Raw genomic sequence first — 16,326 nt, forward strand, 5'->3', positions numbered from 1 at the left:
CTCAGATCAGCGCCGCCAGCCGGGGGATCTGCCTTGGGTCGGACAGCGCCGAGCCGACCGCCACCACCTCGACGCCCGCCGCGAGGAAGTCCGCCGCGTTGTCCGCGTCGATCCCGCCGGTGGCCACGAAGCGCAGCTCCGGCAGCGGCCCGCTGATCGCCTTGAACCACTGCGGCCCGAGGCTCACCGCCGGGAACGCCTTCAGCCAGACCAGCCCGTGGTCGAGGGCGCGCTGCGCCTCGGTCGGGGTGGCGACCCCCGGCAGGTGCGGGATGCCGTAGGTGACCGCCGCGTCGGCGACCGCCAGGTCGAGCCCGGGCGCGACGGTGAACGCCGCGCCCGCGCTGGCGGCCTGGCGTACCTGGGCCGGGGTGCGGACCGTGCCGGCCCCGACCCGCTTGCCCCGCTCCCGTCCGGCCTGCACCGCGGCCCGCAGGGACAGCACCGCGTCGGCGGTGCGGATCGGCACCTCCACCACGTCGATGCCCAGCTCCCACGCCTGCTCGGCGAGGCGGACGGTCTCCGTCGGCGGCAGGTCGCGCAGGATCACCATCACCCGCGCGTCGGCGAAGATCGGCGCGAAGTCGTGCGACGTCATCCGTCGCTCCTTCCCTGTTCGGTGCGGTTCGCGGGACGGACGAGCCCCACCGCCACCGGGTCCAGCGCGGCCCATCCGGCGTCCGGCAGGGCCAGCAGACGGTCGACCAGGTCCCGATCCGCCGGCGGCGCGGTGTCCCCGGCCACGGTGAGGGTGGGCGCGGCGCAGAGGTGCCCGAGCCGCAGGCAGTCGCGCGGGGCGAGCCCGCGCAGCAGCCCGGAGAGGAACCCGGCGGCGAAGGCGTCGCCCGCGCCGACCGGTTCGCGGACCGGCACCGGCAGCGCCGGCACGAAGACGGGCGCGCCGGCACGGGGCAGCGTGGTCGCGCCGACCGCCGCGTCCTTGACCACCACCAGCTCCGGGTCGGGCAGCAGCGCCCGCACCGCTTCCGGATCCGGGGTGTCCCAGAGCGTCCGCGCCTCGTCGAGGCCGACCAGGACCACGTCGGCGTGCCCGGCGAGTCGCCGCAGCACCGGGGCGGCGGTGGCGGCGGGCCAGAGCCGGGCCCGGTGGTTGACGTCGAAGCTGACCCGGGCGCCGGGCAGCGGTCGCTCCACCAGCGCCCGCTGCGTCAGCGCCGCGCAGGACGGCGAGAGCGCGGCGGTCACCCCGGACAGGTGCAGCAGCCGGACCCCGGCCAACCGCCGGTCGTCCAGCGCCTCCGGCCCGAGTCGGGAGGCCGCCGAGCCGGCCCGGTAGTAGTGCACGGCCGTACCCTCGGGGGCCGGGTCCTTGAGGTAGACGCCGGTGGGCGCGGCCGGGTCGACCTCGACCAGCGCGGTGTCCACCCCGGCAGCGGCGACCTGCCGCACCACCCGACGCCCGAACGGGTCGTCGCCGACCCGGCTCACCCAGCTGACCCGGTGGCCGAGCGCGGCCAGCCCCACCGCCACGTTGGACTCCGCGCCGCCGATCGAGACCCCGAGCCGGTCGGCCCGCTCCAACGGCCCCGCCGGATCGGGGCCGAGCACCACCATCGTCTCGCCGACGGTGGCCACCTCCGGGCCGGCCGCCGACGCCCCGTGGCCGTCGTCGGCGGGGCCGCTGCGCGCGCTCATCCGGCGGCCCCGGCGGCGAGCAGCGCGGCGATCCGCGCCCGGTCGAGCGTCCCGTCGGCGACCAGCACCGCGTGCCGGCCGTGCCGGTCACCGCCGGCCGGCACCAGGGCCGGCCGGTCGAAGGCGAAGGCCACGCAGACACCCGGGTACATGGCGGTCCGCACGAACCACCGGTCGCCGGGGCCGAGGCCCGTGAAGACCAGGGTGTACGCCCCGCCGCCCGGCCCGACACCGGTCAACGCGACCCACGCCTCGGCGCTGCCGTTGACCGACTCCTCCCCGTCCGCGCCGGCGCTGAAGGCCCGGGGCTCGCCCTCGGCGACGGCCCGCCAGAAGAAGCCGCCGTAGCCGGCCCCGCCGGGGCGGCCGTTGGTGGCGGGGCTGCCCAGCCGCACGTCCCGCCCGGCGGGGGCGGTGAGGGTGTAGTCGACCGCCAGCCGCCACACGTCCGCCGCCACCGGGGCCGCGGCGAGCCGGCGGCGCTCGGTGAGCAGCACCCCGTCGTCGCGGTCGCGCCACTCCAGTCGGTGCTCCAGCCGGTCGGCGCCCCGCTCGACCCAGCCGGTGTGGGCGATCACGCCGTGGTCGTCGCGCCAGGTGTAGCCGGTGTCCCGGACGTAGGTCCGGCCGCCCCAGAGGTTGGTCCCGTCCACGTCCTGCACCGCCAGGGACGCCCCGAGGTGCCAGACGTGGTCGGCCGGCAGGGTGTCGGTGACCGGCGTGCCGGCGAGCGTACGGACCGGGTGCAGGTACGGCCGGGGGCCGTGCCGGCGGTCCAGGTCGGGCTGGAGCACGTAGCGGGCCACCTCGACCTCACCCACCCGCAGCCGGGGCTCGTCGCTCACGACGCCTCCGTCCGGGCGACCGGCCGGCGGGCGGCGACGGCGTGCAGGGCGGCCAGGGCGTACCCGGCGAGGATCGGCGCCGCCACCGGGGTGACCAGCACGCCGAGCAGCCCGGCGACGGCGCACACCCCGCTCGTGGCGGCCCAGGTGCCCGGCTGCCGCGTCGCGGTGCGCGCCGCCGCCCGGGCCGCCTCCCGCCAGCCCCGTCCGCCGGCCCGCCCGACCTCGACCACGACCAGCCCGGCGTACCCGGTCAGGGCGGCCGTGACCACGACGGTGAGGGCCAGCGCGGGCGCGCCCCCGGGGACCCGCCCGGCGGCGAGCGCGGCCAGGTCGGCGCCGAGCGCGGCGGCGACCGCCAGCGCGGCGAGGCTGACCGCCAGGCCGGCCGGCAGCGCCCGGCCGAACCGGGACAGCGTGGTACGCGGGGCGGGCCAGCCGCCCCGCGTCGCCCGGTCGTGCACCGCGGCGCTGGCGGCGGCCACCGCCGGAGCCAGGGTGAGCAGCGGCAGCGCGGCCAGCACCAGGGCGAAGCCGAGCAGCGCCAGGTCGGTGGCGTCGCGCAGGGTGTCCCGCCAGTCGCGGCGGGGCCGCTCGTCGCTCATCCCTTGAGCCCGCTGGTGTTGATGCCCTCCACCAGCATCCGCTGGAAGGCGAGGAAGAACAGGAAGACCGGCAGCAGCGACAGCACCGACATGGCGAACATCGGCCCGACCGCGCTCTGGCTGGTGGAGTCGATGAACAGGGTCAGCGCCACCGGCACCGTGTAGTCCTCCAGGTTGGACAGGAAGACCAGCTGCCGGAAGAAGTCGTTCCAGGTCCAGATGAACGAGAAGATCGCGGTGGTGACCAGCGCCGGGCGGCTCAGCGGCAGGATCACGTGCCGGAAGATGCCGAACGGGCTGGCCCCGTCGATCTTGGCGGCCTCGTCCAGCTCGCGCGGGATGCCCCGCATGAACTGCACCATCAGGAACACGAAGAACGCCTCGGTGGCCAGGAACTGCGGGATCAGCAGCGGCAGGTACGGCCACTCCCCGCCGACCAGGCCGAGGCTGCGGAACAGGATGTACTGCGGCACGATCAGCACGTGCCCGGGCAGCAGCAGGGTGCCGATCATGACGGCGAACCAGACCCCGCGCAGCCGGAAGCGCAGCCGGGCGAAGGCGTACGCGGCCAGCAGGCAGGAGACCGCGTTGCCGACCACGGTGAGCAGGCTGACCATGGCGCTGTTGAGGAAGAACGCGCCGAAGCTGAAGTCGAAGTTGTTCCACCCGTCGGTGTAGTTGCCCGGGGTGAACGTCTCCGGCAGCAGGCCGATGTTGTTGACGATCTCCTCCTGGGACTTCACCGACGTCCCGAGCATCCACACCAGCGGGTAGAGCACGACCGCGACGATCGCGATCAGGACGACCAGGCGTACGGCCTGCCGTCCGCTCGGCTTGCGGGCGCCCTGCACGGGCGCCGTCGAGGTCACCGCCGTCATCACCGCTCCCCGTCGGAGTAGTGCACCCAGAACCGTCCGGTGCTGAAGAAGACCGTGGTGATCAGCCCGATCGCGATCAGGAAGACCCAGGCCATCGCCGAGGCGTAGCCCATCTCCAGGTCGGTGAAGCCGGAGATGTACAGCTTCAGCGTGTACATCAGGGTCGAGTCGACCGGGCCGCCGGTGCCGTTGCTGAGCACGAAGGCCGCGGTGAAGCCCTGGAATCCGTTGATCGTCTCCAGCACCAGGTTGAAGAAGATCACCGGGGAGAGCATCGGCAGGGTGACGTGCCAGAACTGCCGGAACCGGTTCGCCCCGTCGACCGAGGCGGCCTCGTACAACTCGGTGGGGACCTGCTTGAGCCCGGCCAGGAAGATCACCATCGGGGCGCCGAACTGCCAGATCGCCAGCAGCATCAGCGTCTCCAGGGCCCAGTCCGGGTCGTTGACCCAGGGCAGCCCCTCGATGCCGAAGATCGCCAGGAACGAGTTGAACGCGCCGTCGCGGTTGAACATGTTGACCCAGACGATGGCCAGCGCGACGCTGCCGCCGAGCAGCGACGGCAGGTAGAACAGGCTGCGGAACAGCCCCACCCCGCGCCAGGCCTTGTTGAGCAGCACCGCGACGCCGAGCGCGGCGGCGAGCTTGAGCGGTACGGCCACCAGCGCGAAGGTGAGGGTGACCTGGACGGCGTGCCAGTACGACGGGTCCTGGGTGAACATCCGCTCGTAGTTGGCCAGCCCCACCCACTCCACCTCGGACAGCGGGGTGAGGATGTCGTAGTTGGTGAAGCTGAGGTAGAGCGAGAGCAGCATGGGGATCGCCGTGACGCCCATCAGTCCGATGAGCCAGGGCGAGAGGAATACGTAGCCCGCCAGACCTTCGCCGTGCCGGTCCCGGCCGGCCCCACGCCGGGTGGCGTGGGGCCGGGGGGAACCGGTGCGGGTGGTCCGGCCGGGGGCCGTGGTGAGGGCCACGGGGCCGGCTCCTTTCCGTCGACCGCGAGGTCAGGCGATGGCGGACTTGCAGGCCGCGACGTACTGCGCCGCCGCCTCGGCCGGCGTGGCCCGGCCGTACTGGACGTTCTCGGCGGCCTTGACCAGCTCGGACTTGACCTTGCTGTGGCCCTTGATCGGCACCTGCGCCGCCTGGCCGAACTTCTGCGCCAGCTCCGTCTCGACCTGGATGGACTGCTTCATCGCCGGGTCGGTCGCCGTCTCGCTGACCTTGGCCCGCAGGTCGAGGTTGGAGGGCAGACCGCGGTCGGTGCCGAGCAGCGCGACCGCCTCCGGGTCGTTGGCCAGGAAGTTGATCACGTCGACCGCGACGTCCCGGTGCTTGCTGCCCTTGAACACCGACCAGTACATCGCGGCCCGGGCCCACTGCCCGCTCGGGTCACCCGGGTAGGCGACCACGCCCAGCTCGTCCTTGGTGTTCTTCTTCAGGTCGGGCATCTGGTTGACCCAGACCCAGCTCGTGGCGGCCTTGCCGGTGACCACGAGCTGCTTGGTGACGTCGCTGGCGTTGCCCTCGTGGATCACGTCCGGGGTCGGGGTGGCGCCCCGCTCGCGGGCCCCCTTCCACAGCTCGAACCACCTGGTCACGTCCGCCTCGTCGAAGCCGAGTTCCTTGCCCTTGTAAAGGTCCTTGCCCTGCTGGCGCAGCCACACCCAGAACGCCTTGTAGTCGGCGCTCGGGTCCTGGGTGCCGGGGACCTTGGTCTTCTTCGTCACCTGCTCGGCCCAGGCGATGTGCTCCTCCCAGCTCATGCCGGTGGTCGGCTCCGGGAGGCCGTTGCTGGTCAGCAGGGTCTTGTTGTAGACCAGGCCCTGGGTGTTCTCGCCGGAGGCCACCCCGGCGAGCTTGCCGTCGACGACGCCGTACTCCAGCAGGCTCTTGGGGAACTTCGACACGTCGAGCTTGCCGGAGTCCTTGTAGCTGTTGAGGTCCAGCACCGTGCTGCGCTCGGCGTACTCGGACAGGTAGTTGTCGTCGATCTGGAAGATGTCCGGCGGGTTGCCGCCGGCGGTGAGCGTGGCCAGCTTGTCGAAGTAGCCCTGGTTGGCCTGCCAGGTCTTCTCGAACGTCACGTTCGGGTGCTTCTTGGTGTAGAGGGCCAGGGCGTCCTCGGTGAGCTTGGCCCGGTTCTCGCCGCCCCACCAGAAGATGGAGAGCTTGACCGTGCCGTCGCCGGCCTCGGAGCTGTCGTCGCCGCAGGCCGCGGCGCCGAAGATCAGCGGCGCGGCCACCACGGCGGCGACCAGGCCACGCAGGAATCGACGGCGGGGTGCGAGGGTACGGTGAGTGGGTTCGGCCGGCGTGCCGGCGGTGGGGGACGTTGCGGGGTGCATCTGCGCTCACTCCTCGGCGTTAGGAGGCGACGACGCCACCGGTGGTCCTGGCCGGGCCGCCCGGGTCCGCAAGGCGATGCGGACCCGGGCCCTCCGGGGTACCTCCGGGGCGGGTTCGACCGGTTTCCGGTACGGGTCCGGTCGAGTCGCGGATGACCAGTTCGGTCTGGAGCATTACCTGTGCGGTGGTGCGACGGTCGCCGACGGCCGCCGTCCGGCCCCCGCCACGCGGGCGGGGCTCGGAGTCGTGTTGCAGCAGCATGTCGACGGCCGTCCGGCCGGCGGCCGCGGTCGGTGTGGCCACCGTCGTCAACTTGGGGCGGGTGAGCCGGCTCAGCGCGATGTCGTCGACCCCGACGACGCTGACGTCCTGCGGCACCCGCAGGCCGAGCTGGTCGAGCCCTTCGATCAGCCCGATCGCCATCAGGTCGTTGTAGGCGAGCACGGCGGTGACGCCGCTGCGGCGCACCTGCTCGGCCTGCGCGCCGCCACCGGTCTCGGTGGGCGGGTTGGGGCCGAGCAGGGTCAGCTCGGCGCCGCCGGCGCGGGCGGCGGCCCCGGCCGCCCGCCGGATCTCGCGGTTGGTCCAGGACCCGCGCGGGCCGCCGAGCAGGGCGATCCGCCGGTGGCCGAGGCCGAGCAGGTGCTCGACCGCGGACCGGGCGCCCTGGCCGACGTCCATCATCACGCAGGGCAGCCCGGCCACCTGGCGGTTTATCACCACCACCGGGACCTCTCTGCTGACCTGCTCGATGAGGCTGTTGCTCATCCGGGGGCTGCACAGCAGCACCCCGTCCACCTGCTTGGCCAGGGCGTGGACCAGCTCCTCCTCGGCCGCCGGGTCCTCGTTGGTGTCGGCCACGAAGACGTGGTAGTCGCGGTGCCGGGCCTGCCCCTCGGCCGCCTTGATCAGCGGCGGGAAGAACGGGTTGGCGATGTCGGCGATGATCAGGCCGATGTTGTGCGTACGGCCGGTGATCAGCGCCCGGGCGGCCCGGTTCGGCCGGTAGCCCAGTTCCTCGGCGCTGGCCAGCACCCGTACCCGGGTCTCGGGGTTGACCAGGTGCGGCGCCGAGAAGGTGCGGGACACCGTGGAGATGTGCACGCCGGAGGCCCGCGCGACGTCGCGGATGGTGGCTGGCACGGGCGGGCCCCCTCGTCAGGTGTTGTGGCTGCGGTCACATGGGTGCCGCCAATTAATGCAAACGGTTGCTCCAGTGTCAACGGGCGATTGTTACGGCTCGATTGCGACCGCGCTCCCAGCCGACCATCAAGTCGGCACTAATCGGGACGAATGCCACGGGATTGGCATCCATCGTTGACGCCGTCTTCATCGACATGGTTTCTTCGCTGCAAACCTTTGCAGCACGAGCGGGAGGTCCACCGCATGTCACCACCACCCGGGCGGCGGCGCCGCCACGCCCTCGTCGGCACCGGGGCCCGGGCGGAGATGTTCGTCCGCGCCCTGGTCGGCGAGCACGCCGCGCACGCGGAGCTGGTCGCCTTCGCCGACGTCAACCAGGCACGGATGGACGCCCACAACCGGTGGCTGGTCGAGCTGGGTCACCCGGCGGTGCCGACGTACCGGGCCGGGGACTTCGTCGCCATGCTCGAGAAGGAACGCGTCGACGTGGTCCTGGTGACCACCGTCGACTCCACCCACGACGAGTACATCGTCGCCGCGCTGCGCGCCGGCTGCGACGTGATCACCGAGAAGCCGATGACCGTCGACGCCCCGCGCTGCCGGCGCATCCTGGACGCCGTCGCCGAGACCGGACGGCAGGTCACCGTCGCCTTCAACTACCGCTACAACCCGCTGCACGAGCAGCTGCGCCGGCTGCTCGCCGACGGGGCGGTCGGCGAGATCGGGTCGGTGCACTTCGAGTGGCTGCTCGACGTCCGGCACGGCGCCGACTACTTCCGCCGCTGGCACCGCGACAAGGCGTCCTCCGGCGGGCTGATGGTGCACAAGGCCAGCCACCACTTCGACCTGGTCAACTGGTGGCTCGACGCCGAGCCGGTCGAGGTGTACGCCGCCGGCCGGCTCTTCTTCTACGGCGACGAGGGCCGCCGGCACGGGTACGCCCGCGACTACGACCGGGCGCACGACGCCCCCGCCGCCGCCGACGACCCGTTCGCGCTGCGCCTGGCCGAGCACCCCCGGCTGCGCGAGCTGTACCTCGACGCGGAGGCCGAGGACGGCTACCGGCGCGACCGCAACGTGTTCGCCCCCGGCGTCACCATCGAGGACGACATGGCGGTGCTGGCCCGCTACAGCAGCGGCGCGACGATGACCTACCACCTCACCGCGTACGCCCCCTGGGAGGGCTACCGGGTGATGGTCAACGGCAGCCGGGGCCGGCTGGAGCTGGAGGTCGTCGAGAGCGACTTCGTCAGCCCGGCGGCGGCCGGCGCGCTCAAGGGCGCGGCCCTGCACGGCGACGAGGCCGCCGCCGAGTCCGGCGGCGCCACCCTCACCCTGCGCCCGTTCTGGGAACCGCCCACCGTCATCCCGGTCGAGGGTCACACCCGGCAGGGCCACGGCGGGGCGGACGCCCGGATGACCCGGGTGCTCTTCGGCGGGGCGGCCGACCCGCTGCACCGGGCCGCCACCGCCCGCGACGGCGCGCTCGCCCTGCTGACCGGCCTGGCGGCCAACCGCTGCATGGAGACCGGTGACCCGGTCCGGGTCGCCGACCTGCTCCCCCTGCCCTGACCCTGCGAGGAGTCCCCGTGCCAACCCCTGACCTGCTCCTCCCCGCGGACCCGGGCGTCCGCGGGCTCGCCCGGGAGCTGTACGCCCTGGCCGCGCCGCAGCCGATCATCTCGCCGCACGGGCACGTGGACCCGGCGATCCTCGCCGAGGACCGCCCGTTCCCCGACCCGGCCCGGCTGCTCATCGTGCCCGACCACTACCTCACCCGGATGCTGCTCAGCCAGGGCGTCCCCCCGGCGCGGCTCGGTGTGCCGACGGTGGACGGCAGCCCGGTGGAGCCCGACGGACGGACGATCTGGCGGCTCTTCGCCGCGCACTGGCACCTGTTCCGCGGCACTCCGTCCCGGCTCTGGCTGGAACGGACCTTCGCCGACGTGTTCGGGGTGACCACCCCGCTCTCCCCCGCCACCGCCGACGCCGTCTACGACGAGCTGGCCGCCCGGCTCGCCGAGCCGCAGTTCCGTCCCCGGGCGCTGTTCGAGCGGTTCGGCATCGAGGTGCTGGCCACCACCGAGTCGCCGCTGGACGACCTCGGCCCGCACGCCAAGCTCGCCGCGGACGGCTGGGGCGGGCCGGGTGGCCGGGTGGTCACCACCTTCCGTCCGGACAACGTGGTCGACATGGAGTTCGACGGCTGGCGGACCAACGTCGCCCGGCTCGGGGAGATCGCCGGCGAGGACACCGCCACGTACCCCGGCTACCTGGCCGCGCTGCGGGCCCGCCGGGCGGCGTTCGTGGCCGCCGGGGCGACCTCCTCCGACCACGGCCACCCGACCGCCCGTACCCTGGCGCTCTCCCCCGGCGAGGCCGCCGCGCTGTACGACAAGGGGCTGCGCGGCGAGGCCGACGCGACCGACGCCGAGGCGTTCCGGGCGCACATGCTGCTGGAGTTCGCCCGGATGTCGCTGGACGACGGGCTGGTGCTGCAACTGCACCCCGGCGCGGCGCGCAACCACAACCGCTGGCTGTACGCCACCCACGGCCGCGACGTCGGCGGCGACGTGCCGCAGGCCACCGAGTACGTCAACGCCCTCGCCCCGCTGCTCGACGCCCACGGCAACGACCCCCGGCTGCGGGTGGTCGTCTACACCCTGGACGAGTACACGTTCAGTCGGGAGCTGGCCCCGCTCGCCGGCGGGTACGCCGCGCTCTACCTCGGCGCGCCCTGGTGGTTCCTGGACTCCCCGGAGGTGCTGCGGCGCTTCCGGGAGGCGGTCACCGAGTCGGCCGGCTTCTACAACACCGCCGGGTTCGTCGACGACACCCGCGCGTTCTGCTCCATCCCGGTACGCCACGACGTGGCCCGCCGCATCGACGCCGGCTTCCTCGCCCGGCTGGTCGCCGAGCACCGGCTGGCCGAGGACGAGGCCGCCGAGACCATCGTCGACCTCGCGTACCGGCTGCCCAAGAAGGTCTTCAAGTTCGGGGAGTCGTCATGAGTGTCAGGATCACCGACGTCGAGGTGCACGACGTGCGCTTCCCCACCGCGGCGGCCGGCGACGGCTCCGACGCGATCAACCGGGGCGACTACTCGGCCACCTACGTCGAGCTGCGCACCGACGGCGGCCCGACCGGCGCCGGGTTCACCTTCACCAACGGCCGGGGCAACGAGATCACCTGTGCCGCCGTCCGCGCCCTGGCCCACCACGTGCGGGGGCGCACCGTCGCCGAGATCGAGGCCGACCCGGTGGCGTTCTGGCGCTCGCTCGTCGCCGACGTGCAGCTGCGCTGGCTGGGGCCGGAGAAGGGGGTCATCCACATGGCCACCGGCGCGCTGGTCAACGCGGTCTGGGACCTGCGCGCCAAGCTGGCCGGCAAGCCGATGTGGCGCTACCTGGCCGAGCTGCCCACCGACGAGCTGGTCGCCAACGTCGACTTCCACCACATCACCGACGCGCTGACCCCGGACGAGGCCGCCGCCATCCTGGACAAGGGCCGTGACGGGCTCACCGACCGGCTCGCCGAGCTGGAGCGTGACGGGCTGCCGTCGTACACCACCTCGGTCGGCTGGCTGGGCTACCCGGACGACAAGGTCCGGGCGCTGACCCGCGAGGCGTACGCCCAGGGGTGGCGGGCGATGAAGATGAAGGTCGGCGGGCCGCCGGAGGACGACCTGCGCCGGGCCCGGATCATCCGGGCCGAGATCGGCCCGGACGCGCTGCTGATGATGGACGCCAACCAGGTCTGGGACGTCGACGAGGCGATCGTCACCATGACCGCGCTGGCCGAGGTGGACCCGTACTGGATCGAGGAGCCGACGCACGCCGACGACATCCTCGGTCACGCCCGGATCGCCCGGGCGGTGACCGAGCTGACCGGCGGCCGGTGCCGCGTCGCCACCGGCGAGGTCGCCGCCAACCGGGTGATCTTCAAGCAGCTGCTCCAGGCCGAGGCGATCGGCGTGATGCAGGTCGACGCCTGCCGGGTCGGCGGGGTCAACGAGGTCCTCGCCGAACTGCTGATGGCGGCGAAGTTCGGGGTGCCGGTCTGCCCGCACGCCGGCGGGGTGGGCCTCTGCGAGTACGTGCAGCACCTGACCGCGTTCGACTTCCTGCGGGTCGGCACCAGCCTCGACGGGCGGATGGTGGAGTACGTCGACCACCTGCACGAACACTTCGTCGACCCGGTCCGCACCCGTGGCGGCCGGTACGTGCTGCCGACCGCCCCCGGCTACAGCACCAGCATGAGGCCGGCGTCGATCGCCGAGTTCCGTTTCCCGGACGGCCCGGCGTGGCGGTGAGCGTGGGCACGGAGCGGCTCGGCCTGGCGACCCTGCGCCGGGTGCCCGCCGAGTGCCGGCCGCTGCTGCGTCCGGGCACGGTGCCGGCCGGCGTGGTGCACCTGGGGCTGGGCGCGTTCCACCGGGCCCACCAGGCGGTCTACACCGAGGCGGCGGTCGGCGCGGCCGGCGGGGACTGGGGCATCGTCGGGGTCGCGCCGCGCAGCACCGCGCTGGTCGAGGCCCTGGCCGCGCAGGACAACCTGTTCAGCGTCACCACGCTCTCCGCCGAGGGCGCGGCTGTCCGGGTGGTCGGGGCCCTGGCCGGGGTACGCCACGCCGCCGGTGACCCGACGGCGGTGGTGCGCCTGCTCGCCGACCCGGCGATCCGGGTGGTGACGCTGACCGTGACGGAGAAGGCGTACCAGCTCGACCCGGTCAGCGGAGTGCTGCGCGCCGACGCGGAGCTGACCGGTGACCTGACCACCGACCGGCCGCCGGTCACCGTGCCCGGGCTGCTGGTACGCGGGCTGCTCGCCCGGGCCGCCGCCGAGGCCGGCCCGATCGCGCTGGTCAGCTGCGACAACCTGCCGGCCAACGGCCATCGACTGCGCGGGCTGGTGCGGCAGTCGCTGGCCCTGGCCGGCACGCCGGACGCGACGCTGGACCGGATCGCCGGGCAGGTCAGCTTCCCCTCGACGATGGTGGACCGGATCGTCCCGGCCAGCACCGGGGAGACCCTGGCCACCGCCCGGGCGCGGCTCGGGGTGGCGGACCTGGCGGCGGTGGCGGCCGAGCCGTACACCCAGTGGGTGGTCGAGGACGACTTCCCCGGCGGCCGGCCGGCCTGGGAGCGGGCCGGCGCGGTGCTGACCGACGACGCCGGCCCGTGGGAGCGACTCAAGCTGCGCGGGCTCAACGGGGTGCACTCGGCGGTGGCGTACCTGGGCGCGCTGGCCGGCTGCGAGACGATCGCGGACGCGCTCGCGCTGCCCGGCCTGACCGGGGTGCTGCGCCGCTTCGTCGCCGAGGACGTGGCCGCCAGCTTCACCCCGCCGGACGGGGTCCGGGTGACCGACTACGGCGAGCAGGTGCTGGCCCGCTTCGCCAACCCGGCGATCCGGCACCGCACCCTCCAGGTGGCGATGGACGGCTCGCAGAAACTGCCGCAGCGGGTGCTGCACACCATCGCCGACCTGCGCGCCCAGGGCCGGCCGGCGCACTGGGGCACCCTGGTGGTGGCGGCCTGGCTGCGCTTCGTGGCCGGGCGGGCCGACGACGGCCGGCACCTGCCGCTGGACGACCCGCTCGCCGACCGGATCCGGGCCGCGCTGGCCGCCGCCCCGGACACCCCGGCCGGCACGGTGGACGCGCTCTTCGCCCTGCGCGAGGTGTTCCCGGCGACGCTGGCCGAGGATGACGAGGTGCGCGACGAGGTGACCGGCTGGCTGACCGCCCTGCGCCGCCACGGCGTGGCGGCGACCCTGGCGGGTGCGGCATGAGCGCGGTGCCGCGTCTGCGAGCGCCGCAGTCGCGAAACCGAGGTGACGCCGTGAGCGCGAGGAGTGGGCCGGGTCTGCGAGCCCCGCAGTCACGAGCGGAGGTGGCACGGTGAGCGCGGTGCCGCCCGCCGCCGCCGGCGGGCTGGCGGCGTACGGCGCGCCGGGCGGTCGGGCCGGCGGGCGCCGTACGCCGGTGGCTCCGCCGCGGGTGGCGATCATCGGGGCGAACGGGCACGGCCGCTGGCACCGCCGGGTCCTCGCCCCGCTGCACGAGGCCGGCCGGGTACGGCTGGTGGCGCTGGTCGACGTCCGCCCGATCGAGGAGGAGGCGGCCGCGCCGGTGCCGCCGGAGGCCACGGTGCACACCGACCACCGGGTGATGCTCGCCGCCGCCCGGCCGGACGTGGTGATCGTCTGCACCCCGCCGCACACCCACCTGCCGATCGCCCTGGACGTCCTGGCCGCCGGCGCGGACCTGCTGCTGGAGAAGCCGCCGGTGCTCTCCACCGCCGAGCACCGGACGCTGTCGCGGGCGCTGGCCGACACCGGCCGGGTCTGCCAGGTGGGCTTCCAGGCGCTCGGCTCGGCCGCCCTGGCCGAGTTGACCGGCGCGGTGCGGCAGGGCCGGCTCGGCACGGTCACCGGCATCGCCACCGTCGCGGCCTGGCAGCGCTCGGACGGCTACTACGCCCGCTCCCCCTGGGCCGGCCGGCGCACCCTCGACGGGCGGCCGGTGCTGGACGGGGCGTTGGCCAATCCGCTGGCGCACGCCGTGATGCAGTGTCTGGCGGTGGCCGAGGCGGTGGCCGGCGCGCCCGTGCGCCCGGCGGCCGTCGAGCTGGAGCGGTACCGGGCCCGCCCGATCGAGGTGGACGACACGGCGACCCTGCGGGTGCTGTCGCGCGGCGGGCCGCCGATCGTGGCCGCGGTGACCCTGGCCGGTGAGGACTTCGTCGCCGGTGAGGTGATCGTGACCGGCACGGCGGGCCGGGCGGTGCTGGAGTACCCGACCGACCGGCTGCTGCTGCCCGGCGACGACGCGCCCCGGGAGGTGCCCGGGCGGCGTGGCCTGCTGGAGAACCTGGTGGCGCACCGGGCCGACCCCGCCGGGGTGCCGCTGATCGCGCCGCTGGCGCGTACCGCGCCGTTCACCGCGGTGCTGGAGGTGGTCCAGGCCGCGCCCGAGCCGGCGCTGCTCGGCGGCGAGCTGGTGAGCGTGACCGGGGAGGGGCCGCAGCGGGTGGTGACGGTACGTGGGGTGAACGACGCCCTGCGCCGGGCCACTGAGCAGGGGGCGCTGCTGTCGGAGCTGGCGGTGCCATGGGCGGTGCCGCCGGTACGCAGGGAACTCACGGACGAGGGGGACGGCTGACCGCGGGCCCGGGGAGGGGCCACGGAAAACGCACTGCAAACGCCGGACGACCCGGCCGTCGGCAAATAGGGCGCAACAGCCGCAATCTCGACCGCGACCGGCCGAGTGAATGCCGCTTGTCACGATTCAATGCAAAATAGCTGCATATTGATTTCATTGACTGTCTTGTGTGACTTTCCTTACCGTCAGTCGTATCGGCATTTCGTACCCGTCACGGAATCCGCCGCACCGACCGGACACTTCGGAGAGCTCACATGCGTCCACCACTTCTCGGGGCGACCCTGGTCGCCTTCTCCCTGATCCTCGTGCCGGGCGCGGCGATCGCCGCGCCCGGCCCCACCGCCACCGACACCGCCGGCGTCCCCCGGGCCGTCGAGGCGCTGGCCCGCCAGACGCTGCCGGCCGGCGACGGCTGGGCCGCCGACGGGGTCGGCACCACCGGCGGCGCGGCGGCCGGGACCGACCAGGTGCACCTGGTCCGCACCCGCGCCGAGCTGGTCCGCGCCCTGGGCGGCGACAACGCCACCAACAGGGCCAACGCCACCCCCAAGGTGATCGTCGTCGACGGGGTCGTCGACGGCTTCGAGGCCGACGACGGCACCCTGCGCAGCTGCGCCGATCTGGCCGACCCGGCGTACTCGCTGCCGGAGTACCTGGCCGCCTACGACCCGGCGGTCTGGGGCAGGGTGGCGCCCACCGGGGCGCTGGAGGCGGCCCGGGTGCGCTCGGTGGCGAACCAGACCCGGCAGACGCAGATCAACGTCGGCCCGAACACCACGATCGTCGGGCTGCGCGGGGCGACGCTGACCGGCCTGACCCTGATGATCGACGGGGCCAGCAACGTCATCGTGCGGAACCTGACCTTCGACGACGCCCGGGACTGCTTCCCGGCCTGGTCCCCCACCGACGGCGACGCCGGCAACTGGAACTCCCAGTACGACCAGATCTCGGTGCGCCGCAGCGAACACGTCTGGATCGACCACAACACCTTCACCGACGGCGACAACCCGGACAGCGCCCAACCGACCTACTTCGGCCGGCCGTACCAGGTGCACGACGGGTCGCTGGACGTCACCCACACCGCCAGCCTGGTCACCGCCTCCTGGAACCGGTTCACCGGGCGGGACAAGCTGATGCTCATCGGCTCGTCCAACACGGTCGGCCCGGACGTCGGCCGGCTGAAGGTGACCCTGCACCACAACCTGTTCGACCGGGTGCTCCAGCGGCTGCCCCGGGTCCGCTTCGGCCAGGTCGACGTCTACAACAACTGGTACCGGCTCGCCGACCCGGGCTTCGACTACGCCATCGGGGTCGGAGTGCAGTCCGCGGTGCACGCCGAGAACAACTACTTCTCCCTGGGCGCCGGCATCGCCGCCGAGGACCTGCTGCACGACTGGGGCGGCACCGCGATCACCACCCGGGGCAACTGGGTCCGCGCCGACGGTGACCGGCCGCGCCCGGTAGACCTGGTCGCCGCGTACAACGCCGGCCACGACCCGGACCTGGGCGTCGACGCCGGCTGGACGCCGACCCTGCGCGCCGGTCGGGTGCTGCCCGCGCCGGTGCTCCCGATCGTGGTCGGGGCGCTCGCCGGGGCGGACCGGCTGCCGCTGTAGGCCCGCGGGCGCGTCGCGTGTTCCGCGCGGCGCGCCGGCAGGACGTGGGCCGCCGCGTCCGGCGCT

General features: G+C 73.9%; 14 protein-coding genes. 6 read left to right on the forward strand and 8 right to left on the reverse strand.

Annotated elements, in window-relative coordinates; translation table 11 throughout:
• Position 1 precedes the first annotated feature (1 nt).
• Genes GA0070614_RS05065 through GA0070614_RS05100 form a run of 8 tightly spaced genes read right to left on the reverse strand, consistent with a single transcriptional unit; the run spans position 2 to position 7,479 of the window.
• Positions 2-598 (reverse strand): bifunctional 4-hydroxy-2-oxoglutarate aldolase/2-dehydro-3-deoxy-phosphogluconate aldolase, encoded by a 597-nt coding sequence (locus tag GA0070614_RS05065; RefSeq protein WP_088974865.1) that lies wholly within the window; start codon positions 596-598, stop codon positions 2-4.
• Positions 595-1,656, reverse strand: a complete 1,062-nt coding sequence (locus GA0070614_RS05070; protein ID WP_088974866.1) for a sugar kinase — start codon at positions 1,654-1,656, stop codon at positions 595-597. Before GA0070614_RS05070 ends, GA0070614_RS05065 begins: the two co-directional genes overlap by 4 nt.
• Entirely contained in the window at positions 1,653-2,501 is an 849-nt protein-coding gene (locus GA0070614_RS05075; RefSeq protein WP_088974867.1) for a DUF6807 domain-containing protein, read from the reverse strand. Before GA0070614_RS05075 ends, GA0070614_RS05070 begins: the two co-directional genes overlap by 4 nt.
• Positions 2,498-3,106 (reverse strand): hypothetical protein, encoded by a 609-nt coding sequence (locus tag GA0070614_RS05080; protein ID WP_088974868.1) that lies wholly within the window; start codon positions 3,104-3,106, stop codon positions 2,498-2,500. Before GA0070614_RS05080 ends, GA0070614_RS05075 begins: the two co-directional genes overlap by 4 nt.
• Positions 3,103-3,984, reverse strand: a complete 882-nt coding sequence (locus GA0070614_RS05085; RefSeq protein WP_088974869.1) for a carbohydrate ABC transporter permease — start codon at positions 3,982-3,984, stop codon at positions 3,103-3,105. The genes GA0070614_RS05080 and GA0070614_RS05085 overlap by 4 nt, the downstream gene beginning before the upstream one ends.
• Positions 3,984-4,961, reverse strand: coding sequence for a carbohydrate ABC transporter permease (locus GA0070614_RS05090; RefSeq protein ID WP_088974870.1), 978 nt, complete (start codon positions 4,959-4,961; stop codon positions 3,984-3,986). Before GA0070614_RS05090 ends, GA0070614_RS05085 begins: the two co-directional genes overlap by 1 nt.
• Before the next feature lie 30 nt (positions 4,962-4,991).
• On the reverse strand, positions 4,992-6,335 hold the full coding sequence (locus tag GA0070614_RS05095) for an ABC transporter substrate-binding protein (protein ID WP_088974871.1): 1,344 nt from the start codon (positions 6,333-6,335) through the stop codon (positions 4,992-4,994).
• A gap of 19 nt (positions 6,336-6,354) precedes the next feature.
• Positions 6,355-7,479, reverse strand: a complete 1,125-nt coding sequence (locus GA0070614_RS05100) for a LacI family DNA-binding transcriptional regulator (RefSeq protein WP_088974872.1) — start codon at positions 7,477-7,479, stop codon at positions 6,355-6,357.
• A 243-nt stretch (positions 7,480-7,722) separates the two neighbouring features.
• On the opposite strand from GA0070614_RS05100, the gene GA0070614_RS05105 reads away from it, so the two are divergent.
• The 6 genes from GA0070614_RS05105 (at position 7,723) to GA0070614_RS05130 (ending at position 16,260) form a co-directional block, all read left to right on the forward strand.
• On the forward strand, positions 7,723-9,051 hold the full coding sequence (locus GA0070614_RS05105; RefSeq protein ID WP_088974873.1) for a Gfo/Idh/MocA family protein: 1,329 nt from the start codon (positions 7,723-7,725) through the stop codon (positions 9,049-9,051).
• 17 nt (positions 9,052-9,068) lie between these two features.
• Entirely contained in the window at positions 9,069-10,490 is a 1,422-nt protein-coding gene (uxaC, locus tag GA0070614_RS05110; RefSeq protein WP_172892372.1) for a glucuronate isomerase, read from the forward strand.
• On the forward strand, positions 10,487-11,791 hold the full coding sequence (locus tag GA0070614_RS05115; RefSeq protein WP_088974875.1) for an enolase C-terminal domain-like protein: 1,305 nt from the start codon (positions 10,487-10,489) through the stop codon (positions 11,789-11,791). The genes uxaC and GA0070614_RS05115 overlap by 4 nt, the downstream gene beginning before the upstream one ends.
• Positions 11,782-13,272: a mannitol dehydrogenase family protein gene (locus GA0070614_RS05120; RefSeq protein ID WP_408630734.1), complete on the forward strand. Its 1,491-nt coding sequence runs from the start codon at positions 11,782-11,784 to the stop codon at positions 13,270-13,272. The genes GA0070614_RS05115 and GA0070614_RS05120 overlap by 10 nt, the downstream gene beginning before the upstream one ends.
• 193 nt (positions 13,273-13,465) lie before the next feature.
• The gene (locus GA0070614_RS05125) at positions 13,466-14,644 is read left to right on the forward strand and encodes a Gfo/Idh/MocA family protein (protein WP_088979227.1); all 1,179 of its coding nucleotides are present in this window, start codon (positions 13,466-13,468) and stop codon (positions 14,642-14,644) included.
• A gap of 254 nt (positions 14,645-14,898) precedes the next feature.
• Positions 14,899-16,260 (forward strand): pectate lyase family protein, encoded by a 1,362-nt coding sequence (locus GA0070614_RS05130; protein WP_088974876.1) that lies wholly within the window; start codon positions 14,899-14,901, stop codon positions 16,258-16,260.
• Positions 16,261-16,326 lie beyond the last annotated feature (66 nt).

Origin of the sequence: Micromonospora coxensis (assembly GCF_900090295.1) — a bacterium.
Classification (GTDB): Bacteria; Actinomycetota; Actinomycetes; order Mycobacteriales; family Micromonosporaceae; genus Micromonospora; species Micromonospora coxensis.

Excerpts from the sequence above, each read along its gene's own strand:
- GA0070614_RS05065 (WP_088974865.1), bottom strand. The coding sequence starts at position 598 with ATGACGTCGCACGACTTCGCGCCGATCTTCGCCGACGCGCGGGTGATG.
- GA0070614_RS05070 (WP_088974866.1), bottom strand. The coding sequence starts at position 1,656 with ATGAGCGCGCGCAGCGGCCCCGCCGACGACGGCCACGGGGCGTCGGCG.
- GA0070614_RS05080 (WP_088974868.1), bottom strand. The coding sequence starts at position 3,106 with ATGAGCGACGAGCGGCCCCGCCGCGACTGGCGGGACACCCTGCGCGAC.
- GA0070614_RS05085 (WP_088974869.1), bottom strand. The coding sequence starts at position 3,984 with ATGACGGCGGTGACCTCGACGGCGCCCGTGCAGGGCGCCCGCAAGCCG.
- GA0070614_RS05095 (WP_088974871.1), bottom strand. The coding sequence starts at position 6,335 with ATGCACCCCGCAACGTCCCCCACCGCCGGCACGCCGGCCGAACCCACT.
- GA0070614_RS05105 (WP_088974873.1), top strand. The coding sequence starts at position 7,723 with ATGTCACCACCACCCGGGCGGCGGCGCCGCCACGCCCTCGTCGGCACC.
- GA0070614_RS05115 (WP_088974875.1), top strand. The coding sequence starts at position 10,487 with ATGAGTGTCAGGATCACCGACGTCGAGGTGCACGACGTGCGCTTCCCC.
- GA0070614_RS05130 (WP_088974876.1), top strand. The coding sequence starts at position 14,899 with ATGCGTCCACCACTTCTCGGGGCGACCCTGGTCGCCTTCTCCCTGATC.